We start from the raw sequence: 24,269 nt of genomic DNA on the forward strand, positions 1-24,269 counted from the left end.
ACCGATCGCTAGGCTGGCCCGCGGACGACGAATCGGGAGGAGCACGGACGTGGCCGAGAGCACCATCCAGCAGCAGCCGTTCACGGGCTGGGAGAAGCCGGAGCTGGACCTCAGCAACGCCGATTGGCACTCGAGCAGCCGTGGCCTGGGGGATGTCCAGATCGCCTTTGTCGAGGGGTTCATCGCGATGCGCAACAGCGGCAGTCCGGAGAGTCCCTCCCTGATCTTCACACCCGCCGAATGGGGCGCGTTCGTGTCGGGCGCGAGGGAGGGCGAGTTCGACCTGACCTGACAGCGCCTGACCTGACAGCGCCTTCGGGCCGATCCGGGTGTGTTCCGCCCGTTTTTCCGGACACGCGACCTTGAGAGCCCCCTGGGGCCGACGCCTGAGCCAGGCTGACCCCAGGAGGGGGGAAGGTCGTATTCCGGAAAGGCGAGAACCCATGAGCACCCTGCCGGTCATCGCGGCGGTCGACGGTTCGGACGACAGCCTGGTCGCGCTGGACTGGGCCTTCGACGCCGCCCTGGTGCGCGAGGCGCCGCTGCGAGTGGTCCATGTGCAGCAGTACGCCGCATGGGCCAGGCCCGACGTCCTGCCCGCCGGGCGGCCGGTACCGGAGGACGATCCCGTGCTCGACCGGGTCCGCCGCTACATGGACGGGCGGGTCGAACGGCCGGAGACGGAGTACGCCGCCCTGGCGGGCGCGGCCTCGACGGAGCTGCCCGAACTGGGCACCGGAGCCCAGCTGTTGGTGCTCGGTTCCCGGGGACGCGGCGGCTTCGCCAGTCTGCTGCTCGGCTCCACCGGCATGGCCGTCGCCCGGGACGCCGGGTGCCCGGTCGTCGTGGTGCCCAAGCCCGGACGCGAGGTCCACGACGAGAGGCCGATCGAACCAGGGCTCAGAGTCGTCGTCGGCCTTCAGGTCGACAGCCCCGACGACGCCACACTGTCCTTCGCCTTCGCCGAGGCCGCCCTGCGCGGCGCCCGGCTCCAGGTGGTCGCCGCCTACACCTGGCCCCTGCACGTCTGGACGGCCGCCACCGCCCAGATCGTGCCGCCGTCCCACGACCAGGACGCCGTCGAGGCCGAGACCCGCACTCTCGCGGAAGGCATCCTCGCCCCGCACCGCGAGCGCCACCCGGACGTGCGCGCCGATCCCTACGTGGCCCCGGGCGACGCCGCAGGCCACCTCGTCGCCGCCTCCAGGGACGCACACCTGGTCGTCGTGGGCCGCCACAGACGCCGTCTCCTGGCCCCCGCCCGCATGATGGGCTCGGTGACCCACGCCGTGCTGCTGCATGCCGCGAGCCCGGTGGCGGTGGTGCCGGCCACGCCGATGGAGGAGTAGGTGCCCGAGCCCCGGCAGGCGGTGCCGAACCAGACCTCGGCCAGGGGCGGCCAGCATGCCCTCGGCCGGGGCGCCCAACTCCCGTAGGCGACAGGGCAGGGCGCGGCGTGCGCGGCAGCGGCTCCGGGGCCGGGAAGCCGGGGATCTGCTCCAGCCACCCGGGGGAGGGACAGCCCCGTGCCCGCGCCGCCGCTCCACCGCCGCGGCCTGCTGCCGGTCCACGAACGCGCTCCAGTCCCCGGGTGCGAGGAAGTCCCCGAGCGGACCGGGATCGAGACAGTGCGGCGCGGCGAGTGCTTCACCGATCTCGGCGACCAGCCGCTCACGCTCGGCGTGCGGCGCGCGGAACCAGGCGCCGGCCAGGCTCTCGCCGCGCAGCCGGGACACCAGGACGTACCGCCAGCCGTTCCCGTACGCGCCGGCGTCGTGCGCCCCGGGCCGTATCACGCTCTCGTGGGAGCTCGATGGGCCCCCGCCCGCGCGCCGGGGAGCACGCCTCGAACCGATGCCCGCACGTCATGCAACACGCCCGGCCACGTACCATGGCGACATGTCGTTCCTCCGCCGCCGCAGCGCCACGCCCGCCGGGCCCGATTTCGACGTACTGGCCATGGACCCGGGCGACTGGCCCGGCAATCTGGGCGCCGGGCTGCTGCCCGCCCCCGACGGCAGCTGCCAGGGTGTCTTCCTGCGCTACGACCTCTTCGGCGGCCGCGGCCCCGCGATGATCATCGGCAATCTGCCGGAGGGCTCCCCGGCCCGCGAGATCGACGAGGGCGAGATCCCGTTCGAGGTCGCTCAGCTGCTGCTGGCCCTGGAGAACGAAGAGGAGGTCACCGTCGTCGGCAGTGAGGACGTGCCCGTGATGCAGGGCGACAACCTCCTGATCGTGCGCCGCCTGAAGCTCTCCGAGGGCCGGATCTCCTGCGTGCAGTTCGACCGCAGCGACAACGTCCTGGTCACCATCGCCGCCTGGGACCGCCCCATCACCGACGACCTGTACGCCCTCCTCAAGCCGCTGCCCGCGGAGCTCTTCCAGCAGGGCTGAGGCCGCCCGCCCGGAACCCGCCTGTTCGGGGTTCCGCACATGTTGTCATGACCCTTGTCGCCAGAGTCATCGGACCTCTAGCGTCAGGGGTCATGTCGTATGAGTCGCATGAGCCGCATGAGATCACTCGAAGGACGACGCTGAAGGCCGCGGCCGTAGCCGCCGGTGCGGGTACCGGCGCACTGGCCCTGGGGGCCGGCACCATTGAGGCTGCCGCCGCTGATTCCTCCGATGTATCGAGGGAGTTGTCAGTGCTCTGGTACGCCACTCCCGCCGCCGACTGGGAACGCGAGGCCCTGCCCGTCGGCAACGGCGCGCTCGGCGCCATGGTGTTCGGCACCCTCGCCTCCGAACGGCTCCAGTTCAACGAGAAGACCCTGTGGACCGGCGGCCCCGGCTCCACCCAGGGCTACGACCACGGCAACTGGCGCGCGCCCCGGCCCGGCGCGATCACCGCCGTACAGGACGACCTCGACGCGCGGACCACACTCGACCCCGAGTCGGTCGCCGACCGGCTCGGCCAGCCACGGATCGGCTACGGCGCCCACCAGACCTTCGGCGACCTCCACCTCGACCTGCCCGGCGCACCGACGACGCCCCCGGCGGACTACCGACGCGAACTCGACCTCGACCACGCGGTCGCCTCAGTCGCCTACACCCACCAAGGCGTCCGCCACCAACGGGAGTTCTTCGCCTCCCACCCCGACGGCGTGATCGTGGGACGCCTCGGCGCCGACCGGCCCGGCAGCGTCACCTTCACCCTGCGCCACACCTCGCCCCGCGCCGACTTCACCGCCGCCGCGGCCGACGCCACCCTGACCGTACGGGGCGCGCTCGCCGACAACGGGCTGCGCTTCGAGGCACAGGTCAAGGTGCGCGCACAAGGCGGCACCGTCACATCCCACGCCGACGGCACCATCACCGTGACCGGCGCCGACAGCGCCTGGTTCGTCCTGGCCGCGGGCACGGACTACGCCGACACCCACCCCGACTACCGCGGCGCGGACCCGCACGCCGCCGTCAGCCGTGCCGTGGAGCGAGCCGGCGACCGCTACGACGCGCTGCTGGCCCGGCACGTCCGCGACCACCGGGCCCTGTTCGGCCGCGTCGCCCTCGACATCGGCCAGTCCCTGCCCGCCGACGTGCCCACCGACCGGCTGCTGGCCGCGTACACCGACGGCGCCAGCGCGGCGGACCGCGCCCTGGAAGCCCTCTACTTCCAGTACGGCCGCTACCTGCTCATCGCCTCCTCACGCCCGGGCTCCCTGCCCGCCAACCTCCAGGGCGTCTGGAACAACAGCACCACGCCTCCGTGGTCCGCCGACTACCACACCAACATCAACATCCAGATGAACTACTGGCCCGCCGAGGCCGCCAACCTCGCCGAGACGACGGCGCCGTACGACCGCTTCGTCGAGGCGCTGCGCGCGCCCGGACGCCGTACGGCGAGGGAGATGTTCGGTTCGCGCGGCTGGGTGGTGCACAACGAGACCAACCCGTACGGCTTCACCGGCGTGCACGACTGGGCGACCGCGTTCTGGTTCCCCGAGGCGGCGGCCTGGCTCACCCAACAGATGTACGAGCACTACAGATTCGGCGGCTCCACCGACTACCTCCGCTCCACCGCGTACCCCGCGATGAAGGAGGCCGCCGAGTTCTGGCTCGACAACCTGCGCACCGACCCGCGCGACGGCACCCTCGTCGTCACCCCCAGCTACTCGCCCGAGCACGGCGACTTCACCGCCGGCGCCGCCATGTCGCAGCAGATCGTCCACGACCTGTTCACCAACACCCTCGAAGCCGCCCGGATCCTGGGCGACACACCCGACTTCCGCCGCCGCGTCGAGGAGGCGCTGAACCGGCTCGACCCCGGCCTGCACATCGGCGCCTGGGGCCAACTCCAGGAGTGGAAGGAGGACGTGGACGACCCCACCGACACCCACCGGCACGTCTCCCACCTGTTCGCCCTCCACCCCGGTCGGCAGATCGAACCCGGCAGCGAATGGGCCGAGGCTGCCAAAGTCTCCCTCACCGCACGCGGCGACGGCGGCACCGGCTGGTCCAAGGCCTGGAAGATCAACTTCTGGGCGCGGCTGCGCGACGGCGACCACGCCCACAAGATGCTCGGCGAACAGCTCAAGTCCTCGACCCTGCCCAACCTCTGGGACACCCACCCGCCGTTCCAGATCGACGGCAACTTCGGCGCCACCTCCGGCGTCGTGGAGATGCTCCTGCAGAGCCAGTACGACGCCGTCGAGGTACTGCCCGCCCTCCCCGCCGCCTGGCCGACCGGCTCGGTACGCGGCCTGCGCGCCCGCGGTGGCGTCACCGTCGACGTCGAGTGGGCGCAGGGCCGGGCGACCCGCATCGCGCTGAAGGCGTCACGCACACGTGAACTCACCGTACGCAGCGACCTGTTCGAGGACGGGCAGCTGACGTTCAGGGCGGTCGCCGGGCGGCGGTACACCTGGAGCCGACAGCACTGACGCGCTACGACCCCGAGGCCAGCTCCCGCACATCAGCCGCCCGTACATACGCCACCCGGTGACCGAACTGGATCTCGTAGTACTGGTCCTTGCCCACGACGACCCGGTGCGAGGCCTCGTCGAAGGTCACCGCGTAGTAGTACTCGCCCGGCACCTTGCCGCCCACCACGTACCGCTGGCCGGCCGGCAAGGTGTACGGCAGCGGCGACACGGCCTGCGCGGGAACGCCCGCCGGATAGGCGGAGGCCTCGGGGTAGGCACGCCCGTACACAGGGACGCTCTTCAGGCCGGCCTTCGGCGTGACCACCCGACCGGCCGCGTGTACCGCCGTCGGGCTCTTCTTCGGGTTCTTGAACCATGCCTTCTGGCCCAGGTACCAGATCGCAGTCCAGTCACCGCTCCGGCCGGCCACCGCGTACTGCTGGCCCGTCGAGACCCGCGACGAGAGGTCGTTCACACCGGTGGTCGGGGTCGAGCCCAGGCCGATGTCCTTGATCAGCGGATATGACTCACCAGGCCCCGAGTACAGCCGTACCGCGCTCGATCCGTGGTCCGCGCAGGCCTGGCCCGCGGAGACACAGCCCGTGTAACGGGGCCGGTTGGTCGCGTAGTCGGGGCGGATCGTCACCAGGCCGCCGTTCGGACCGGCACTCGGCGAGAGGGGACGGCCGAGCAGCTCGAAATAGTGCCGCCAGTCCCAGTACGGGCCGGGGTCGGTGTGCATCCCGCTGATCGTCGACGTGGTCGGGCCCGGCACGGTGTCATGACCGAGGATGTGCTGCCGGTCCAGCGGGATGCCGTACTTCTTCGCGAGGTAGCTCACCAGACGGGCCGACGACCGGTACATCGCCTCCGTGTACCAGGCGTCCGGCTTCGCCAGGAAACCCTCGTGCTCCAGGCCGATCGACTTGGCGTTGACGTACCAGTTGCCCGCGTGCCAGGCGACGTCCTTGGCCTTCACATGCTGGGCGATGTGCCCGTCGGTGGAGCGCAGTGTGTACTGCCACGACACATAGGTGGGGTCCTGCACCATGGTGAGGACACCCTCCCAGGCGCCCTCCGTGTCATGGATGACGATGTAGTCGATGTCCGAGGAGGCCGGCCGCTCGCCCAGGTCGTGGTTGCCGTAGTCGTCGTCCCCGAACTTCTCGTACGGAGCCGGGATCCACTCGCAGGCCACCGTCGGCGGGCACTCGGTCTCGCCCGCCCTGAGCGTGCGCAGCCCCGCCTGCCGCAGCTGCGCGGTGTCGGGGGAGAGGCCCGGCTGGGCGGACAGGGCGACCAGTTCGCCCGCGTCCGTGTGCCGCTCCTGGCCGGTGCGCAGCACGTCGTAGACGTCGTTCGCGTACGCCGCCGCCGTGGCGGTGTCGTCGGCGCCGGAGAAGCGGGCCACCGCCCCGTACCAGTCGGCGGGATCCGAGCTGAGCGGCTCGCCCAGCTCCTTCTGCGCGGCGGCGAGCAGCGCGGCACCGCCGGCCACGTTCGCCGCCGGGTCCGTACGCAGCCGCTTCGCGCTCAGCCCGGTCAGTTCGGCCGCCTTAGGCAACGTCCTGAGGCGGGCCGGGATCGCCGAGGTCCCCGGCAGCTTCGCCGTGGGCAGCAGGGGCGGGCGGGCGCTGTCGCCGCGCGGGTCCTCCGAGCCGTCGCTGTGGTGCGGCGTGGCACCGGCGAGGGCGGTGCGGGCATCCGTGAGGTGCATCGGGCCGTAGCCGCCGGTGACGCTGGGCGCCCCGGCGTGCGAGTCCCAGCGGGACTGGAGGTAGGAGACGCCCAGCAGGATGCTCTGCGGCACGTGGTACTCGGCTGCCGCGGACGCGAAGGCCGACTGAAGGCCGCTGCCCGAGCCCTCGGCATCGGACGGGGCCGCGCCCAGCAGCGGGATCAGCAGTGCCGCGGCGGCCAGGGCGGTGACGGATCCTCGCAATGCAGCCTCCTGGGACGGTCGTGCGCGCTGAGCGGTGCGGGGCCGGACGTGACTCCGTGGTACCCGCTGTCCGACGATCCGTCAATCATGCCAAGAGCGAGGCGAATTCCCTTGTCAACCGGGGGTTCCCGGGAGTTTCGTGGCCATACGGAGGAACGCACCGGCGCCGGACACACGAAGGCCCGCGGTACACCGCTGTCTCCAGGGCGAACCGCGGACCACCGTCCCCGTCAGCGAGTGCCGACCGCCGCGCGCACGGCCCGTCGGGCCAGTTGGCAGTCGTCGTGCAGCCGCCTCAGCAGCAGCCGCTGTTCCTCGCCGGACGGCGCAGCACCCGGTTGGGCCACTCCCGGTGCCGCCGGGGTCGTGTCGTGCATCGAACGCTGCACGGCCGTCTCATAGGTGCGGATCTCCCGGGTCAGTACGAGCATCAGGTTCACCAGGAACGCGTCCCGGGAGGCCGGGCCCGCCGACTGGGCGATCTGACTGATCTGGCGACGGGCGACCGGCGCGTCCCCGAGCACCGACCACAGCGTCGCCAGGTCGTAGCCCGGCAGGTACCAGCCCGCGTGCTCCCAGTCCACCAGCACTGGACCGGCCGGTGAGAGCAGGATGTTCGAGAGCAGCGCGTCGCCGTGACAGAACTGGCCCATGCCCTGGCGGCCCGCGGTCGTCGCGATGCCGTGCAGCAGCTTCTGGAGATCGCCCATGTCCCGGTCGGTGAGCAACCCCAGCTCGTGGTACCGGGAGATCCGGGTCGCGTAGTCCAGCGGCGCGTCGAACGTGCCCGCCGGCGGCCGCCACGTGTTGAGCCGGCAGATCGCGCCGAGCGCCGCCCTGATGTCCGCGCGCGGGGGTGTCTCCAGCGGGTGGCGCTGCAGTGCCGCCACCCGGCCGGGCATCCGCTCGATGACGAGTGTGCAGTTGTCCGGATCCGCTGCGATCAGCCTCGGCACGCGCACCGGAGGGCGGTGCCGGACGAACGAGCGGTATGCCGCTATTTCGTGCCGGATCCGCTCGGCCCACACTGGGGAGTGGTCCAGTAAACACTTGGCGACGGCCGTGCTGCGCCCGGTCGTGCCGACCAGAAGGACGGACCGCCCGCTGCGGCGCAGCACCTGCACCGGAGCGAACTCCGGGCAGATCCGGTGCACCGACGCGATCGCGGTGCGCAGCTGGGCGCCCTGAGGGCCGGACAAGTCGAGTCTCCCGCTGAGCGGTTGGGTGCCGGGCCCCGCGGCGCGCAGCGGCCGGCCCGCGCCGAGCGCGGGGGCGGCCGTCGGCCGCGCGGGGTCGAGGTAAGGGCCGCTGCCCGCCGGGCGGGCACGCAGCGACCGGGGCGGGGCGGACACGGAGGACGATGCTGCGTACATGGGAGAAACAGATCCCTTCGTGTGCCTGCGACGACAAAGCGCTGCCCGATCCGGCCGCCCGGGTGCACCCTGGGGAATGTCCCTCGGCGAACCGGGTCGGGGTGGCGCGTTCCTACCTGACACCCGATGCCCAGTGGCACACCATCTGGCGCACCCTGGCGAACCCTGGCGAATAGTCCCGAGGCACCTCCCACCGGGCTACTGTCAACTCAGCCGAGAACCTGGGGGCTTGACGTGAGCGGAGAACCCAACACCCGCCTGGCGGACCTGTTCGGCCTGGCCGGCTGGTCGAAGGGCGAGCTCGCGAGGCAGGTCAACCGGCAGGCGGCGGCCATGGGCCACCCCCAGCTGGCGACCGACACCTCGCGGGTGCGGCGGTGGATCGACATGGGAGAGATCCCGCGCGATCCGGTGCCGCGGGTGCTGGCAGCCCTGTTCACCGAGCGTCTCGGCCGTGTCGTGACCATCGAGGACCTCGGTCTGGTCCGGCACGGGCGTGCGGGGAAACGGCAGGACGCCGGGAGTGTGGAGCATCCCGACGGTGTGCCGTGGGCGCCCGAGCGGACGGCTGCGGTCCTCACCGAATTCACGGGAATGGACCTCATGCTCAACCGACGCGGCTTGGTGGGCGCGGGTGCCGCGCTCGCCGCGGGATCCGCACTCAGCAGCGCCATGCACGACTGGCTGCACACCGACCCGGCCCTCAAGGCCGACGCCCCTCAGTTCGACGACCCTCTGCACGCCGACCCAGCCGGGTTCGACCGGTACGAGGCGGCCCCGATCGGGTCGCAGGAGATCGAGGAACTGGAGCGCTCGGTAGAAGTGTTCCGGGCCTGGGACGCGGCCCGCGGCGGCGGGCTGCAGCGCAAGGCGGTCGTAGGACAACTCAACGAGGTGGGCGGCATGCTCGCCTACCGTCACCCCGAACATCTCCAGCGGCGCCTGTGGGGCGTCGCCGCCAACCTCGCGGTGCTCGCGGGCTGGATGTCCCACGACGTCGGCCTGGAACCCACGGCACAGAAGTACTTCGTCATCGCCGCCCACGCGGCCCGAGAGGGCGGCGACCGGCCCCGCGCCGGAGAGGCGCTCTCCCGAGCGGCTCGCCAGATGGTGCACCTCGGCCGGCCCGACGACGCACTCGACCTCATGAAACTCGCCCAGTCCGGCTCCGGTGACGAGGTGCTGCCGCGCACCCGGGCCATGTTCCACACGATCGAGGCCTGGGCGCAGGCGTCGATGGGCAGGGGCCAGGCCATGCGCCGCACCCTGGGACAGGCGGAGGACCTCTTCGTCTCCGACAAGAGCGACGTGCCGCCACCGAGCTGGATGCAACTGTTCAACGAGGCGGACCTGTACGGCATGCAGGCCCTGTCCTACCGGACGCTGGCGGAGTTCGAGCCGGGAGCGGCCGCACACGCCCAGCACTACGCGGAGAAGGCCCTTGCGCTGCGTGTCGACGCACAGGAGCGCTCAAGGATCTTCGACAACCTGTCCATGGCGTCCGCGTGCTTCATCGCGGACGACCCCGAACAGGCCGACCGGTACGCGCGGCTGGCCCTGATGGCGATGGGCTCGAACTCGTCCGGCCGTACCTGGGACCGGCTGCGCCAGATGTACCGGCTCACCGCCGAGTACTCCAGCTACCCGAGGATCAACGAACTGCGGGAGGAGATCCGGTCGGCGCTGCCCAAGCCGAGGAAGTCGGGCAGTGGCAACAGCGCACAGGCATAGGGGGACGGTGCGCCCGACCGATACGCGGGAGTACTAGGACGTCACCCTGGCCACGAGCACACAGGCATTGTCCTCGCGCTCGCTCTCACCGAACTCCTCTACGACCAGCCGTACGCAGTCCTGTGCGCTGTGTGCCCCGCCGAGGCGGGGGGCGAGGTCGAGGAGACGGTTCACGGAGTCCGCTCCGCTGTGCCCCGGCACCAGTCCATCGGTGTGCAGTAAGAGCAGGTCGCCCACCTCGAGGGTCTCTTCGGCCTGTGCGTAGACGGCACCCGAGGTGGCGCCGAGCAGGACGCCGGCCGGCGCGTTCAGCCTGCGCCCCGTCCCGTCGCGGAACAGCAGCGGGGCGGGGTGTCCGGCCTGTGCCCAGGTCAGGGTGCGGCTCTCGGGCCGGTAGCGGCAGCAGACGGCGCTGCCGAGGGCCGGCTGGACGGTGGCGTCGAGTAACTGGTTGAGCCAGGACATCAGTTGCCCCGGGTGGGTGCCGGCCATCGCCATGCCGCGCACGGCGCCCAGCAGGGTCGCCATGCCCGAGGCCACGGCGACGCCGTGACCGGTGAGGGCGCCGACGCTCAACAGCGTCGCTCCGTCGGCCAGTTCGAGCGCGTCGTACCAGTCGCCGCCGATCAGCGCGCTCGTGGACGACGGAAGATGGTGCGCCGCGAGATCCAGTGTGCTCGGGCCCTGGTGCGGGAGCCGCAGGGAGCCGCGCCACGGCGGCAGCACGGCCTCCTGCAGCTCGACCGCGAGCCGGTGCTCGCTCTGCGCGTGGTGCCGGTGGCGCTGGAGCGAGTCACGGGTCTCGCTCACGGTGCGCTGGCTGCGGCGCAGTTCGCTGACGTCGCGCAGCACCGCCCACATCGAGGCGGTGCTGCCGTCAGTGTCGAGCACGGGCTCGCCCATCATGTGCACGGTCCGGACCTCACCGTCCGGCCGTACGATCCGGAACTCGCCGTCGATGGGCTTGGCGTCGATGAGACAGTCCGTGACCATCGCCGTCAGCCGCCGCCGGTCGTCGTCGAGCACCAGGGACGGCAGCTCGTCGAGGGTGAGCGGGGGAGTGGCGGGGTCGCGCCCCAGGATCTCGAAGAGCTCGCCGGACCAACTGGCCTCGTCCGTCAGCAGGTTCCACTCCGCGCTGCCGACCCGGCTGAGCAACGAGCCGCGCCGGGGAGCGGGCGGCACGGCCCGTTCGGTGGGCGTGGCCGCCGTTTCCGGGGAGGCGGGGGACGGGCCGTCGCGCAGCTGTGCCAGGTGCTCGTCGAGGTCGTTGAGCTGGTGCAGCGCCAGGTCGCACAACGCCCGCTGCCACCGTTCCCGAGGGTCCGAACCGTCACTCTGGGTGTCCCGCCGTACGGCGTCGACGTCGCCCTTGAGCCGTCGCGTCTGCGTGATGAGCGCGTCGACCGAGCCGCGTCCGGGCGGCTGAGCGGCGGGGCGGTCCGCAGAGAGATGGGGCGGCATGACGCACTCCGATGCGGGGACGGTACGACCAAGGCTGACGGAAGGACCGTTACGACTGTGGCACAGCCCGCGACTCCCTGTAAGGGATTTGGCAACACCCGATACGGTGGTGCGTCTGGCATATGCCAGAGTCTCCATGGAAGGCTCGTCCGGTGCGAATGGCGTACGTCGCGGAGCGGGTCAAGTCGTAGGCGGCGTACGCGCTTTGATGGTCGGTGGCGGCGATTGTACGGCGGTCATTCGCGTGTTCGACGGTCGCATGTTCCAGTGGTGGCGCGGCGGGCGACGGCGCTCGGGGGGTTGTACTCCTGGGAAGTGATGCAGATCACAAAAATGAAATCCGCTTCGACGTAATGCGATGGGCCTCTGCGGGCTCGTAAAGGCACAGCGGCAAAAGCCGTCCGACCGTCGACCCGCAGGGGAGAGACCGCCCATGGACATCGCCCTCGAGCAGCCCGCCAGTGCCCGGCTCATCACCGGCGAGGAGCGTGAATTCACCGTTCCCGCCACGCTCCGCTATGCGTCGACGGATCCGCTGGCGGTGTACATCGACTTCCCGGGCGATGTCTCCCTCGATGGCGAAGGGGCCACCTGGACCTTCGCCCGCACCCTGCTGGAGGCGGGCCTGCGCGGGTCGGCCGGGGACGGGGACGTGCACATCTGGCCCTGCGGCCAGGAGCGTACGGTCGTGGAGCTGCACTCGCCCCACGGCATGGCCCTGCTCCAGTTCGACACGGCCTGCCTGCACCGCTTCCTGCTGCGCACCTACGCGGTCGTCGCGGCCGGCGAGGAGGACCTCGGCGCGGTCGTGGAACGAGGGCTGAGCGCGCTGTTCGGCGGCGTGTGAGGAAGAGAGGAGAGGAGGCGACAGGGCCGGCCGCCGCCGCGCCTCCTCGTCGCTCCGGCCTCAGTACCGCAGGACCCCGGCGATGCCCTGGGCGTCGTTCAGCGTGCCGTCCGGTACGAAGCGGACCTCGGCGCCGGTCTCCAGGCACTGTTCGACGATCTCGTCCACGATGTCCTCGCGGGCGTCGAGCTCGCCGCTCTCGGCCGGGATCAGATGGTCGCCGTCCTCGCCGCGCACGGCGATGCGGTAGTTCTCCTCCACGGCCAGCAGCCGTACCCGGCCCTCACGGGCGCTGCGCCAGACCTCGTCGACGCCGGCCGCGAACGCCTTGCGGCCACGGGCGGATTCGAGTTCCCGTGCCACGGCGTCGGTGTGCCTGCGGTCCTCGGCGGTGATCAGTGGCTGGATCGCCTGCCACACGGCCTCGCGCGTGCCGTGCGCGAGTCCGCCGTGCGGGATGTGCACCGCGTCCTTGGTGACGCCGCCGATCTCGTCCAGCAGTGACAGCGCCGCCGGTTCGCCGGTGACGTACAGCGGCCGCGGGTTGCCCCGCAGGATCGCGCTCATGGCGGAGTCCGCGTCCTTGAGGAAGTGGCGGGTGTCCTCGTCGCGGAACTTGCTCGGACTGTCGCCGATCTGCTCCCGGCGCTCGGGGTCGAAGTTCTCGACGGACCGGGTCAGCGGGAAGCCGCCCATGCGGGCCGCGGCGACGCGGTCCAGGCTGCCGTTCCACAGGGTGACGCGGTCGGTCGAGACCGACAGCACCCAGTACGGCCGCTCGGCGGCCTGCGCGGAGACGAGGTTGCGGGTGAGGAAGGTGTCCGAGAGCACCACGCGCTCGGGCACGGACCGGGCGAGCGACCACACCTGGTGCTCGCCGGGGGCGGCGAAGATCACCAGTCCGTCCTCGGCGTAGGTGAGATCGACCTCGGCGAGGGCCTGGTCGAGCTGGCGCTCGACGTCCGCCCGTCGTTCGCGGGTGACAGAGGGATCGGATTCCAGCTGCTTCTTGGCCTCGGCCACGACATTGCGCAGCCGGACCTGGTCCTGGGCCCGGTAGGGCTCTCGGCGATGGGTGGGCGTCAGCACGGACACGGCCGGATAAGGGCGCGGGCGCCGCAGCTCGGTGAGGGTGGTGGGACTGAGTGCGTGCTCCATAACAGCACGATAGGACTGATTCACCGATCGGGCATTAGGGGCAATTCCGTTCATGGTCCGGGCCCTATTCGCGGTTGTCCTCGGGCCCGCAGGAGCTTCCGTCCGCGGGGAGTGTGCCGTACAGCAGGAAGGCGTCGACCTTGCGGTGCACGCACTTGGAAGAGGCGTATCCGGTGTGCCCGCTGCCCTTGTTGTCGAGGACCACGGCCGACGAACCGAGCCGCTTCGCCGTCTCCTCGGTCCAGCGGTACGGCGTCGCCGGGTCGCCGCGTGTGCCCACCAGGAGCATCTTCGGCGTGTCCACGTCCTTCACCTCGTCGCGGATGAAGTCCGTGCCCTTGGGGCGGCCGTAGCACAGCAGCACCCCGGTGAGCCGGTACGGCCCGAAGATCGGCGATGCCTCCTCGTACTCGGCGCGCAGCCGGTCGAGACCGGCGATGATCTGCTTGCCGCTGGGGCGGTCGGGGTCGTCCGCGCAGTTGATCGCCATCAGCGCGGCGGACAGGTTGTCGAGCGGGATGTCCTGCTCGTCGACGAGACCGCCGTCGGGGTCCTCGGTCTCCTCGCGGTTCCAAGGGGCGGCCCCACCCATGGCGAAGGCCTCGATGGCGTGGGTGTCGCCGTCGTTGACCAGTGAGGCCAGGGCGCGCTCCAGGGAGGCCCACAAGTCCTCGCTGTAGAGCGCCTGTCCGATGGCGCCGACGAGGTCCTGTCCGGTGAACGGCTCACCGAAGGCCGACGGCACCGGATCCGCGTCCAGCGAGTCGACCAGTCGTACGACGTTCTTGCGGGCCTCGCGGGCGTCCTGCCCGAACGGGCACCCGATGTCCTTCACACACCAGTTGATGAACTCCTCCAGAGCCTTCTGCTGCCCCTTGGCGCCCACCAGTTCCTGCTTCGTCAGTGGTTCGGTCAGGGTGTCCACGCCGTCGAGGACGAACCGGCCGACCTTGTCGGGGAACTGTGCCGCGTAGACGGCGCCGAGCCGCGTTCCGTAGGAGAATCCCAGGTAGTTGAGCTTCTTGTCGCCGACGGCAGCGCGCATCACGTCCATGTCGCGCGAGGCGTTGACCGTGCCTATGTGGGGGAGCACCGGCCCGGAGTTGCGGGCGCAGGTCTCGGCCGCCTTCTTGAAGTCCTCGAGGACGGACTGCGGATCGCGGTCGATCTCCGTGCTGTCGTTCTGCACGGTGGCATCCCCGCAGCTGACCGGCGAGGACCTGCCGACGCCTCGCGGATCGAAGGTCACTATGTCGTAGCCGTCCGTCAGCTCCATGAAGTCCTTGCCCCCGGTGGCGAATTCGGGGACGCCGGCACCGCCCGGCCCACCGAAGTTCAGCAGCACCGAACCCTGCTTCTCGCCCGTGGCCCGGTAGCGCGCGAGCGCCAGATCCAGCGTTCCCGCCCGGGGGTGGGCGTAGTCGAGGGGGACGGTGACCTTGCCGCACTGGAGATCCTTCGGCATGCCTTCGCCCGGGCACTTCGCCCAGCTGACCTTCTGCTGGTAGAAGCGGCTCAGGTCGGACTCGGCGCTGTCCTCGCCCGCCGTCAGCCCGGTGCCGAGCAGGACCAGTCCGACCGCGCCGGCGACGGCGCAGCGCCGCAGCGTGGGCAGCGTGGACAGATGGGCCAGCATCGTTGCCTCCAGGGGCGCCCGTCGCGGACCGGGAAACGGCGTCCCGCTCACGATAAGCGGGCCCCGGAACGCACGCCTCCGGAGCTCACGGGCGGCCCGACGTGCGGGATCGCCCGGGCGGACTTACCCTTCGCCCCTCGCGTCGCCGTCGGAAGTCTTTAGTGCCTGTTCCATATCTCCGGTTCTGAGTAGCCTTGGCGCCTAGGCTGGCTGTGTGTCCGAGGGTGCCGGGCGGACCGGAGAGCGGGTGTGTGGGGGCTGTGGTGAACGGCTGAGGCCGGGAGCGCGGCCCGATGCGGTGTTCTGTTCTGCGGTGTGTCGTGCCAGGCAGTGGCGTCGGGTCCGCCGGCTGCGGAGACGGGTGGCGGCCGAACTGGGCGTCGACGGACTGGCCAAGTGCCCGGTCTGCGGGGCGACTTGGGTGGTGGGGGTGGACCGGCGGTCGAACGCCGCCTACTGCTCGCGGCGGTGCGTGACGAGGGCCTGGAGGGCCCGGAAGGATTCGTACGGCGAACGGTCACGGTGACCGTTGCGCGAACACGTCCGTATCGCACTTCTGACCAGATACCGGTCATTCCCGGTCAATCATTGTGATCATAGGATTTACGGTCTGACTCTCAGGTTCGAGAGGCGGGCCGTGTCTCGTCACGGTCAACGGCCGTGCCCGGCCCGCCGGTTGGGGTGAGATCCGTGCCCGAACAGATCGAGAAGACCGGCGACGGTTACAGGGTCGGCAGTGTCAGCGCGAGCCGGTACGCGCAGATCGTGGCCGAGCTGCGGAAGCTGGTGGAGACGGCCAGCCGCATCCAGTTCGCGATCGGCGACTACGCGCTGGAAGTCGAGCCGATGCGCGAGTACGGCGGCAGCGAGAAGAGCGAGCCACCGTTCACGGTGAAGGAGTCGCTGTTCCGGCTGGCCGAGGACATCGGGGTGTCGTACTCGATGGTGAACCAGACCAGGTGGACGGCGTCCCGGTGGCCCGAGGAGTTCCGGGTCGCGGGTGTCTCCTACACGGTCCACCGGATTCTGGCGGGGATCGCGGACGAGGAGGAGCGGTTCGAGGCGATCGCCACCCCGCCCGAGGGGAAGTCGCGGTGGACGCCGGACGAGGCGAACCGTCGGGCGGGCCGTCAGGTGGTCAAGCCCGTCACACCGCAGGAGAAGGTCAGCGCGATCCACACGCTGGCCAAGGACGAAGAGGTCGCGGCGACGGTGACCGGCGATCTGCTGCGCCGGCCGGCCGTGGTCGCACAGGTCAAGCCCGCCGACAAGGTGAGGGCGGTCGAGGAACTGTCGCGCGAGGACGACGTCGCCGCTGCGATCGCCCCGGACATCTTGCGGCGCCCCGCCGTGGTCGCGAAGGTCGCGCAGGCCGACAAGGTGAAGGTTGTCGAAGAGCTGACCCGGGACGAGAGCGTCGCTGCGGAAGTGACCACCGGTCTGCTGCGCCGCCCGGACGTCGCGTTCAAGGCGATGGGCGACGACACCGCCCGTCACCAGGTGAACCGCGCCCAGGTCGAACGCGGTCAGCAGGCCCGCGAGGACTTCGAGGAGAACAACCCGCTCGCCCCGGCGATCCGCGCGATCGATCGCTCGGTGGAGTTCCTGGACCTGGTCACCGCCTGCCACTCGTTCGTCGCGGCGGCCGGCCGGACCGTCCCGGGCCTGCGTGACCGCCAGCTCGGCGACGACGAACGCGTCCTGGTCCACGAGAACGTCGCCCGGGTGAGGGCCACCCTGGACTGGATCGAGACGGCCGTCGACACCGGGAAGGTCGACGTCGACGGCGAACTGGCCAAGCTCCTGCAAGGCGAAGGCGAATAGGCGGTGCCACGCGCTTCCGAGCGCAGATCGGCGGCCTCCCAGCGGCATGCCGATACCGTCCGGTTCGTGCTCTTCGAGGCCCGCCCAGCCGGGCTGACCTTCCCCCAGCTCGTCCGCTCCGGCGAGCTGACCCCCAGCCAGACCCGCGCGGGCCTGGCCTGTCTGCGCGACATCATCTCCGAACGGGGCTGGCCTCCCCTGATCTGGACGAAGAAGGACGGCTACCGCTTCTGCACCGACACCGTCGAACTCCAGGCCTACGAAATCGGGATCGTGAGGGAGAAGCTCACCGAGATCCGCCGGTTCATCACCGCCGTCGTCGGCCCGCATGCCTCGCTCCAGCCGAAAGGGCGGTGGATCAAACACCTCAACACCCAGCTCAGCTCGGTGGAGTCCACCCTCGACATCATCTCCGAGTACATCGACAACTGACCGGGTTGGGGGACGGCAGAGCCGTCCCCCAACCCCCATTTCCGAAAGGAAGGTTGAGTTGTCCCGGCGCCGCTGCTACCCCTCCGACACCTACGACGACGAATGGGCGCTCATCGAGGCCCTCCTCCCGCCGCCGGCCTGCGAGTCCCCCAAGGGGGGACGCCCTGAGAAGCACCCTCGCCGGGAGGTCGTCGACGCGATCCGCTACGTCGTCGACACCGGCTGCAAGTGGCGCGCGCTGCCCCGCGATTTCCCGCCCTGGCGGACCTGCTACAACTTCATGGCCCGCTGGGCAGCCGCCGGCGTCGTCGGGCAGATCCGCGATCAGCTGCGCAAACGCATCCGCCGCGAGATGGGCCGGGCCCCCGGCGCGGTTGCCACCGTCATCGACTCCCAGTCCGTCAAGGCTGCCGAGACCGTCGGCCGTGACTCGCGCGGCTACGACGGCGCGAAGAAGATCAACGGACGCAAGCGGCACCTGGTCGTCGACACCAAGGGCCTGCCGCTGTTCGTCATGGTCACCCCGGCCGACATGACCGACCGCGACGCGGCGAAAGAAGTGCTGTTCCGGCTGCGGCTGATGCACCCCGAGATCACCATTGTCTGGGCCGACTCCGGCTATGCCGGACAGCTCGTGACCTGGGCAAAGAAGCACCTCGACCTCACGCTGAAGACCATCAGCCGTCCCAAGGACGCCGTCGGGTTCGTCATTCTGCCCCGCCGCTGGGTCGTCGAACGCTCGCTCGCCTGGATCATGCACGCTCGCCGTCACGCCCGCGACTACGAACGGCTCATCCAGCACTCGGAATCCTTGATCACCTGGGCCGCGATCACACTGATGACCAGGCGGATTACCCGCCGATCCTCCCGCAGGAGTGGACAGACTGCCTCCCGCGAGGCCAACCGGGACTGATCGTTCTCAAGTTCACGGTCGGCAACTCCACCCAGACCGGCCCGGTCTCCCGGCCGCAGACCACTCTCCCACTAGGCAGTTCAGCTGGCCAGGCTCCGCAACACCGATTCCCTGACCTCAGGCTTGCACCGCACATCACGCCGCCAGAACACGATCGAGCGCCGCCCGGCCCGCGGGTCCCCAGGTCGGTTTGCCGCCCGGAAGGCCTTGCTCCCCGTTCTGACCCATAAGGATGAGGAAGAGACTCTTCATGGCAGCCAACCCTCGGGCACGCCGGATCGTCGCCTCGTCCGCATGCGCGTACACCTTGAAGAACCGTGAGCCCGCGCCCGCGGGGAGGAGCAGCCACGCGGCCGCGAGATCCCATGCCGGATCGCCGGCGAATATGGCATCGAAATCGATCACACCCGAGAGCGTCCCGTCCGAGACGACCACATTCGCGGGATGGAGGTCACCATGCAGCCATACCGGCGGACCCTCCCACTCGGGCGCCGCAACAGCATCGTCCCAGACCTCCCAGACGGCCCGGACGTCGGCGGAAAAGCCGCCAGGGGCAATGGCATACAAGAACTTCTCGAAGCCGCTCGTGCACTCCTTGGGGTGACCACCGCGGTCCGAACTGACCGGCCCCTCAGCGGGCGCCTCCACGTGGAGCGCTCTGAGGAAGCCCGCCAGAGTGTCGGCCGCATGGTCGCCACGACTGATCGAGGCGTAGTCCAGTGGCTCGCCACGAACCCACGTCATCACGCTCCACGGCCTCGGAAAGCACGCGGACGGTTCGCCGATCCGCACAGGCGTCGGAACCGGGAGCGGAAGACGCGGAGCCAGGACAGGCAGCCACCGGCACTCCTTGCGCAGGAGATCCGTGGCACCTTCCATGCGCGGCATGCGCACGGCCAACTCATCCCCCAGGCGCCACATCTGGTTGCCCCAGCCGCCCGCCACCTCACGGATGGCCAACCCTGCAAGGTCCGGATGCTGCTCCTGCAGCAGCTCGCGGACCAGGTCTGCGGTGATCTCGATCTCAGAGTCGGTCATGCGAAGCCACAGTACTGGGGCAGGCGAAGCGGCTCTCGCTCGCCAGAAGATCTAGCCAAGCGACCTTCACTGTGAGAGATCAGCGAAGGTGCCAGCCTGGCATGTTCGGATCAGGAACAGGTACTTACCGCTAGTTCGACAACCCTGACGCTCGATGGGGTGAATGGCCGATAAGCCATAACTCGGATGGTTCGCCTGCGTTTTATCCGGTGCGGGTGAGTGCCCGCGACCATGTCTGGAAGGCAGGGAACCTATGAGACGGGTTACCCGATACGGTGTGATCGCCGTCGCCGCCTCGGGCGCGATGGCTGTGACGATGCCGGTGTACGCCCACTCCGCGGCGGACGGTGCCGCGGCCGACTCGCCGGGGCTGCTCTCCGGCGACACCGTTCAGCTCCCCGTGCACGTCCCCGTGAACGTGTGCGGCAACACCGTGAACGTGGTGGGGCTGCTCAACCCGGCGGCGGGCAACAGCTGCGCCAACGAGGACGCGGGCCACAAGGCGGGCGCCGCGTCGCACGGCGGGGCGTCCGCCGAAGGGAGCGGAAAGGATTCACCCGGCCTCGCGTCCGGCAATGTCGTACAGCTCCCCGTTCACCTGCCGGTGAACGTCAGCGGCAACAGCGTGAACATCGTCGGCATCGGCAACCCGGCGACCGGCAACGAGTCGGTCAACGACTCCGGGGGCCCTTCCCACACCACGAAGCCGGCACCGAAGCCGTCCACGCCGCCCCGGGCACACCCGCGCCCGGTGCCGCGCGCGTTCGTCCCGCACGGCGGACCCGAGGGCTCGCTCGCGCACACGGGGGCCGACCACACCCTCGTCGCCGCCGCGGGCGGCACGGTGCTCGTGCTGGGCGGGGCGGTCCTGTACCGGCGCTTCCGCCCTCAGGCGGTGCGCTGACCCGCGCCCCGCGCGGGAGGAGGGCCCCATCGACCGGCCGGTGGGGCCTTCGGCATGCGGACATCCCTCCACTCGTTCCCCGGCGAAGACCCCAACGGCTTGATCACGCCGTGACGCCCGCCCCGGTGATCCGAAAGGATGCTGCGTGCACGGTCGATCACCGTGTGCACGCGGCCCCCCCCCGACGGAATGGAGCGCACCCATGGCCTTTGCGGCCCCCGAAGACCTCGTCGTCACTCGTGCCGGCCTCGACGACTGGGCGGTCGTCAAGGGATGGGCCGCCGAAGAGGGCTGGAACCCGGGGCTCGCCGACGCCGGGCCGTTCTTCGCGCAGGATCCCGACGGGTTCTTCCTCGGCCGGATCGACGGTGAGGTCGTCTCGGCGATCTCGGTCGTCAACCACGGCCCCGACTACGCCTTCCTCGGCCACTACCTGGTCCGCCCCGACCTGCGCGGCCGTGGCCACGGCCTCACCACCTGGAAGACCGCCCTGGCCCACGCCGGGAACCGCACGATCGGCCTCGACGCAGTGGTCGCCCAGCAGGACAACTACCGCCGCTCCGGCTTCGAGTCCGCCCACCGGACCGTCCGGTTCACCGGAACCGCGCCCGCCGCCGAGGCGCCGCGGGACATCCGCGACGTACGGCCCGAGGACGTCGCGGACATCACCGCCTACGACGCCACCTGCACGCCCGCCGACCGCCCCCGCTTCGTCGAGCACTGGCTCACCGGCCCCGGACACCATGCCGCGGTCCGGCGCAGCGGCTCCCGGGTCACCGGTTACGGCGTGCTCCGCCCCGGCCACGACTGCCCGCGTATCGGCCCGCTCTTCGCCGACACCGCCGAGGACGCCCGGGCCGTGTTCGCCGCCCTGACCGCCGACGTGGTCGGCCGCACGGTCGCCGTCGACGTGCCGGAGAACAACCCGGCGGCCGTCGCGCTCGCCGAGGAGGCCGGATTCACCCCCTCCTTCGAGACCGCCCGTATGTACACGGGGCCGGTGCGGCCGTATGCCCGGGAACGGGTCTTCGGCGTCACCACCCTGGAACTGGGATAGCGGGAAGCGGACGCCTTCCGGCCGGCCGGTCAGTCCGCGCGCCGGTGGAACCGGAAGTGCAGTGCGCGGACCTCCTCCGTCAGCTCGGGCACCGGCCCTTCCACGACGACGTCCGGCGCGACCTCCTGGATCGGCAGCGGCCGGACCGGGGCGGCCGGCACGCCCAGTTCGGCCAGCCATCCGGTCAGCTGCCGCGACGAGGCGACGTACACGACGCGCCCCAGCCCCACCCAGGCGTGCGCGGCCGCGCACATCGGGCAGTGCTCGCCGGAGGTGTACACCGTCGCGGCAGCCCGCTCCTCGGGCGTCATCCGGGCGGCCGACCAGCGGGCCAGCTCGAACTCGGGGTGCCGGGTGCGGTCGCCCGAGGCCACCCGGTTGTGGTCCTCGGCGAGGACCTCGCCGTCCGCCCCCACCAGCACCGACCCGAACGGCTCGTCCCCGGCCTCCAGCGCCTCGGCCGCGAGCGCGACGCAGCGGCGCAGGTGTTGGAGTTCGACGTCCTTCACGACCATGGTGTACGGCCCTCCTCGCGCGCGATCATCCCCACGCACCCTAGGTTCGCCCACGTACGGCGGGAAAGGCGTGCACGCGGCCGACCGCCACGGTGGCGAACGCGGCCGCGACGAGCGGCAGCGCGGTCCACGGCAGGGCCCCCGCGCCCAGGCGCTCCAGCGTCAGGCCACCGGTGAGGGAGCCCGCCGCGATGCCCGCGTTGTAGACCGTGGTCTGCAAGGACGTGGCCACATCGGCGTGCACGGGACCCGAGGCGTTGACCAGCGCGGTCTGGATCAGCGTGGGCGCCCCGCCGAAGGCGACGCCCCACAGCGCGACGGAGACGAGCAGCACGGCAGGGGTACCGGCGCCGAGACCGAGCGCGAGCATGACCGCCGCGCACAGGGCGAGCGCGCCCAGCAGGGTGGCCCGAAGGCGCCGGTCCACGAGCGCGCCGGTCACCCAGATCCCGGCGACCGTGGCCGCCCCGAACACCAGCAGGACCAGGCCCGTACGCCCGAACCCGGCATGCGCCGCGAACGGGGCGACGTACGTGTACATCACCTGGTGGCCCAGCAGCAGGAACAGCGTCACGGACAGGACGGCCGGGATCCCCGGCAACACGGCCACCCGGTGGAGCGGCAGCCCCGCACCCGGCGGTTCGCCCGGGAACCCGGGCACCCGCCACCACACCCAGCCGACCAGGAACACCGCCAGTGCGGCCAGTGCGCCGAACGCCGTGCGCCAGCCGAGCGCCTCTGCGAGCGCCGTCCCCGCGGGCACGCCCAGGGACAGTGCCAGCGTGATCCCGGCGAGCACGATCGCGATGGCCCGGCCACGCCGCTCGGCGGGCACCATGCGGGCCGCGTACCCGACGAGCATCGCCCACAGCGTGCCGCCCATCAGCCCGGCACCGAGACGCGCGGCGAAGGTCACGCCGTACGACGACGACAGCGCGACCATCGCGTTGCTCGCCGCGAAGCCCGCCAGGGTGCCGATGAGCACGGGGCGGCGGGGCAGCCCGCGCAGCAGGACCGTCAGCGGGATGGCGCCCGCGAACGACGCGACCGCATAGCCGGTGACCAGGTAGCCGACCCGGGCTTCGGACACCGCCAGCGCCGGTGCCATGAGCGGCAGCAGGCCGGCCGGGAGGAGCTCGGTCAGGACGGCCGTGAAGGCGGCCGTGGACAGGGCGAGCAGCCCGGACCACGGCAGTGCGGTGGGCAGGGCTGTGCCCTTGGCCAGGGAGGTGGTGGACATGCGACCATGCTCGGACCCTCACATCAGTGTGAAGGCAAGAGCGACCTCTGAGGCGCACACCTTCTGAGGCACACGCACCCAAGCACACGCACCGAGGCACACATGAAGATCGGCGACCTCTCCCGACGTACCGGCGTCCCCACCCGGCTGCTGCGCTACTACGAGGAACAGGACCTCCTCCACCCGGACCGCACGGACAACGGCTACCGGCACTATCCGGAGTCGGCCGTCCAGGACGTCCGGCAGATCCGGGGACTCCTCGACTCGGGCCTGACCACGGAGATGATCCGCGCGATCCTGCCGTACCTGACCGGCCCCGACGAGATCCTCCTTCCCGCCGAACACCTCACCCCGGAGACGGCTGCCCTGCTCCAAGGCCACATCGACCGGATCCAGGCCCGCATCGACTGTCTGGCACGCAACCGCGACCGGCTGCGCGGGTACCTGGCGGCCGTGCGCCCCGCGGGCGGGGAGGCCACGGGCCGGTCGTAAATGGCTTGTCGTGCGGTAGGGGCCGATGGTGGGGTGCTCGCATGGATCATGCCGCTGTGCTCGCCCTCTTCGACCGGGACATGCGTGAAGGCGCACGTCCGGACGGCCCCGACGCCCAGGTGGAACGCGTGGGCGGCGTCGTGCGGCAGGTGTCCTCCGAGCACGGATGGAACGGCGTCGTGTGGTCCGACCTGGACGAGGCGGGCGCCGACGCGGCGATCGCCGAGCAGATCGCCCACTTCTCCCGGCTGGGGCGCGAATTCGAGTGGAAGCTGTACGGCCATGACCTGCCGGTGGATCTCGGACGACGGCTCAGGGACGCCGGCTTCACGGCCGAGCCCGAGGAGACGCTGATGATCGGCGAAGTGGCCGACCTGACCCTGGACGCCGAGACACCGGACGGCGTCCGCCTCCTCCCGGTGACCGACAGTGCGGGCGTCGACCTCGTGACGGAGGTGCACGAGAAGGCCTTCGGGACGGACGGCACCCGGTGGCGGCACCAACTGCTCGCCCAGCTCACGGCCGCCCCGGACACGGTGGTCGCGGTCGTCGCCATGGCCGGTGACACTCCGGTCAGCGCCGCCCGGATGGAACTCCTGCCGGGGACGCGGTTCGCCGGGCTGTGGGGCGGCGGGACTCTCGAGGGCTGGCGCGGCCGCGGTATCTACCGCGCCCTGGTCGCCCACCGCGCCCGTGCCGCCGCGGACCGCGGCTACCGCTACCTCCAGGTCGACGCCATGAGCACGAGTCGTCCGATCCTGGAGCGGCTCGGCTTCGAGCCCGTGACCACGACCACGCCGTACGTGTACACGCCGTAGCGGGCAGGACGCCGTAGGAG

At 71.0% G+C, this 24,269-nt stretch carries 21 protein-coding genes; 13 read left to right on the forward strand and 8 right to left on the reverse strand.

What is annotated here, in order from left to right; genetic code table 11:
• The first annotated feature begins 49 nt into the window (after nucleotides 1-49).
• The 4 genes from ACZ4UU_RS31100 to ACZ4UU_RS31115 all read left to right on the forward strand — a co-directional run bounded on the left by ACZ4UU_RS31100 (nucleotide 50) and on the right by ACZ4UU_RS31115 (nucleotide 4,883).
• Complete coding sequence (locus tag ACZ4UU_RS31100) at nucleotides 50-292, forward strand: DUF397 domain-containing protein (RefSeq protein WP_030048218.1); 243 nt, start codon at nucleotides 50-52, stop codon at nucleotides 290-292.
• Between the two features lie 151 nt (nucleotides 293-443).
• Nucleotides 444-1,349, forward strand: a complete 906-nt coding sequence (locus ACZ4UU_RS31105) for a universal stress protein (RefSeq protein WP_471906709.1) — start codon at nucleotides 444-446, stop codon at nucleotides 1,347-1,349.
• A 550-nt stretch (nucleotides 1,350-1,899) separates the two neighbouring features.
• Nucleotides 1,900-2,397, forward strand: coding sequence for a hypothetical protein (locus ACZ4UU_RS31110; protein ID WP_471906710.1), 498 nt, complete (start codon nucleotides 1,900-1,902; stop codon nucleotides 2,395-2,397).
• Between the two features lie 251 nt (nucleotides 2,398-2,648).
• Nucleotides 2,649-4,883: a glycoside hydrolase family 95 protein gene (locus ACZ4UU_RS31115; RefSeq protein WP_471906821.1), complete on the forward strand. Its 2,235-nt coding sequence runs from the start codon at nucleotides 2,649-2,651 to the stop codon at nucleotides 4,881-4,883.
• A 4-nt stretch (nucleotides 4,884-4,887) separates the two neighbouring features.
• Here the strand turns inward: ACZ4UU_RS31115 and ACZ4UU_RS31120 are convergent, their stop codons facing one another.
• Nucleotides 4,888-6,807, reverse strand: a complete 1,920-nt coding sequence (locus tag ACZ4UU_RS31120; RefSeq protein WP_471906711.1) for an N-acetylmuramoyl-L-alanine amidase — start codon at nucleotides 6,805-6,807, stop codon at nucleotides 4,888-4,890.
• A 230-nt stretch (nucleotides 6,808-7,037) separates the two neighbouring features.
• A complete protein-coding gene (locus ACZ4UU_RS31125; RefSeq protein ID WP_471906712.1) occupies nucleotides 7,038-8,180 on the reverse strand; it encodes an aminoglycoside phosphotransferase family protein in 1,143 nt (380 codons plus the stop codon).
• A gap of 234 nt (nucleotides 8,181-8,414) precedes the next feature.
• On the opposite strand from ACZ4UU_RS31125, the gene ACZ4UU_RS31130 reads away from it, so the two are divergent.
• Nucleotides 8,415-9,911 (forward strand): DNA-binding protein NsdB, encoded by a 1,497-nt coding sequence (locus ACZ4UU_RS31130; protein ID WP_471906713.1) that lies wholly within the window; start codon nucleotides 8,415-8,417, stop codon nucleotides 9,909-9,911.
• Nucleotides 9,912-9,944: 33 nt separating this feature from the next.
• Here the strand turns inward: ACZ4UU_RS31130 and ACZ4UU_RS31135 are convergent, their stop codons facing one another.
• The gene (locus tag ACZ4UU_RS31135) at nucleotides 9,945-11,375 is read right to left on the reverse strand and encodes a PP2C family protein-serine/threonine phosphatase (RefSeq protein ID WP_471906714.1); all 1,431 of its coding nucleotides are present in this window, start codon (nucleotides 11,373-11,375) and stop codon (nucleotides 9,945-9,947) included.
• Nucleotides 11,376-11,808: 433 nt separating this feature from the next.
• On the opposite strand from ACZ4UU_RS31135, the gene ACZ4UU_RS31140 reads away from it, so the two are divergent.
• A complete protein-coding gene (locus tag ACZ4UU_RS31140; RefSeq protein ID WP_471906715.1) occupies nucleotides 11,809-12,222 on the forward strand; it encodes an SsgA family sporulation/cell division regulator in 414 nt (137 codons plus the stop codon).
• A gap of 60 nt (nucleotides 12,223-12,282) precedes the next feature.
• Here the strand turns inward: ACZ4UU_RS31140 and ACZ4UU_RS31145 are convergent, their stop codons facing one another.
• Both ACZ4UU_RS31145 and ACZ4UU_RS31150 read right to left on the reverse strand, forming a co-directional pair.
• Nucleotides 12,283-13,380, reverse strand: a complete 1,098-nt coding sequence (locus ACZ4UU_RS31145) for a baeRF3 domain-containing protein (RefSeq protein WP_471906716.1) — start codon at nucleotides 13,378-13,380, stop codon at nucleotides 12,283-12,285.
• A 64-nt stretch (nucleotides 13,381-13,444) separates the two neighbouring features.
• Nucleotides 13,445-15,016, reverse strand: coding sequence for an alpha/beta hydrolase (locus tag ACZ4UU_RS31150; protein WP_471906717.1), 1,572 nt, complete (start codon nucleotides 15,014-15,016; stop codon nucleotides 13,445-13,447).
• A gap of 690 nt (nucleotides 15,017-15,706) precedes the next feature.
• Between ACZ4UU_RS31150 and ACZ4UU_RS31155 the strand changes: the two genes are divergently transcribed.
• The 3 genes from ACZ4UU_RS31155 to ACZ4UU_RS31165 are packed head-to-tail and all read left to right on the forward strand — an operon-like array spanning nucleotide 15,707 to nucleotide 18,185.
• Nucleotides 15,707-16,840 carry a DUF6192 family protein gene (locus ACZ4UU_RS31155; protein ID WP_471906718.1) on the forward strand — a complete coding sequence of 378 codons (1,134 nt, stop codon included), beginning with the start codon at nucleotides 15,707-15,709 and terminating at the stop codon, nucleotides 16,838-16,840.
• A 3-nt stretch (nucleotides 16,841-16,843) separates the two neighbouring features.
• The gene (locus tag ACZ4UU_RS31160) at nucleotides 16,844-17,272 is read left to right on the forward strand and encodes a RacP protein (protein WP_471906719.1); all 429 of its coding nucleotides are present in this window, start codon (nucleotides 16,844-16,846) and stop codon (nucleotides 17,270-17,272) included.
• Between the two features lie 58 nt (nucleotides 17,273-17,330).
• Entirely contained in the window at nucleotides 17,331-18,185 is an 855-nt protein-coding gene (locus ACZ4UU_RS31165; protein ID WP_471906720.1) for an IS5 family transposase, read from the forward strand.
• Between the two features lie 135 nt (nucleotides 18,186-18,320).
• Here ACZ4UU_RS31165 and ACZ4UU_RS31170 read toward each other — a convergent pair whose 3' ends face one another.
• Complete coding sequence (locus ACZ4UU_RS31170) at nucleotides 18,321-19,223, reverse strand: aminoglycoside phosphotransferase family protein (protein WP_471906721.1); 903 nt, start codon at nucleotides 19,221-19,223, stop codon at nucleotides 18,321-18,323.
• Between the two features lie 253 nt (nucleotides 19,224-19,476).
• Here ACZ4UU_RS31170 and ACZ4UU_RS31175 point away from each other — a divergent pair, with 253 nt between their 5' ends.
• The gene (locus tag ACZ4UU_RS31175) at nucleotides 19,477-20,127 is read left to right on the forward strand and encodes a chaplin (RefSeq protein WP_471906722.1); all 651 of its coding nucleotides are present in this window, start codon (nucleotides 19,477-19,479) and stop codon (nucleotides 20,125-20,127) included.
• A gap of 202 nt (nucleotides 20,128-20,329) precedes the next feature.
• Nucleotides 20,330-21,184: a GNAT family N-acetyltransferase gene (locus ACZ4UU_RS31180; protein ID WP_471906723.1), complete on the forward strand. Its 855-nt coding sequence runs from the start codon at nucleotides 20,330-20,332 to the stop codon at nucleotides 21,182-21,184.
• Nucleotides 21,185-21,213: 29 nt separating this feature from the next.
• Here ACZ4UU_RS31180 and ACZ4UU_RS31185 read toward each other — a convergent pair whose 3' ends face one another.
• Entirely contained in the window at nucleotides 21,214-21,699 is a 486-nt protein-coding gene (locus ACZ4UU_RS31185; protein ID WP_471906724.1) for a nucleoside deaminase, read from the reverse strand.
• A 40-nt stretch (nucleotides 21,700-21,739) separates the two neighbouring features.
• Entirely contained in the window at nucleotides 21,740-22,939 is a 1,200-nt protein-coding gene (locus tag ACZ4UU_RS31190; RefSeq protein ID WP_471906725.1) for an MFS transporter, read from the reverse strand.
• Nucleotides 22,940-23,041: 102 nt separating this feature from the next.
• Between ACZ4UU_RS31190 and ACZ4UU_RS31195 the strand changes: the two genes are divergently transcribed.
• Together ACZ4UU_RS31195 and ACZ4UU_RS31200 are read left to right on the forward strand one after the other, a co-directional pair.
• Nucleotides 23,042-23,431: a MerR family transcriptional regulator gene (locus ACZ4UU_RS31195; protein ID WP_471906726.1), complete on the forward strand. Its 390-nt coding sequence runs from the start codon at nucleotides 23,042-23,044 to the stop codon at nucleotides 23,429-23,431.
• Between the two features lie 41 nt (nucleotides 23,432-23,472).
• The gene (locus tag ACZ4UU_RS31200) at nucleotides 23,473-24,249 is read left to right on the forward strand and encodes a GNAT family N-acetyltransferase (protein WP_471906727.1); all 777 of its coding nucleotides are present in this window, start codon (nucleotides 23,473-23,475) and stop codon (nucleotides 24,247-24,249) included.
• The last annotated feature ends 20 nt before the right edge of the window (nucleotides 24,250-24,269 follow it).

This window comes from Streptomyces sp. NPDC028907, assembly GCF_055564995.1.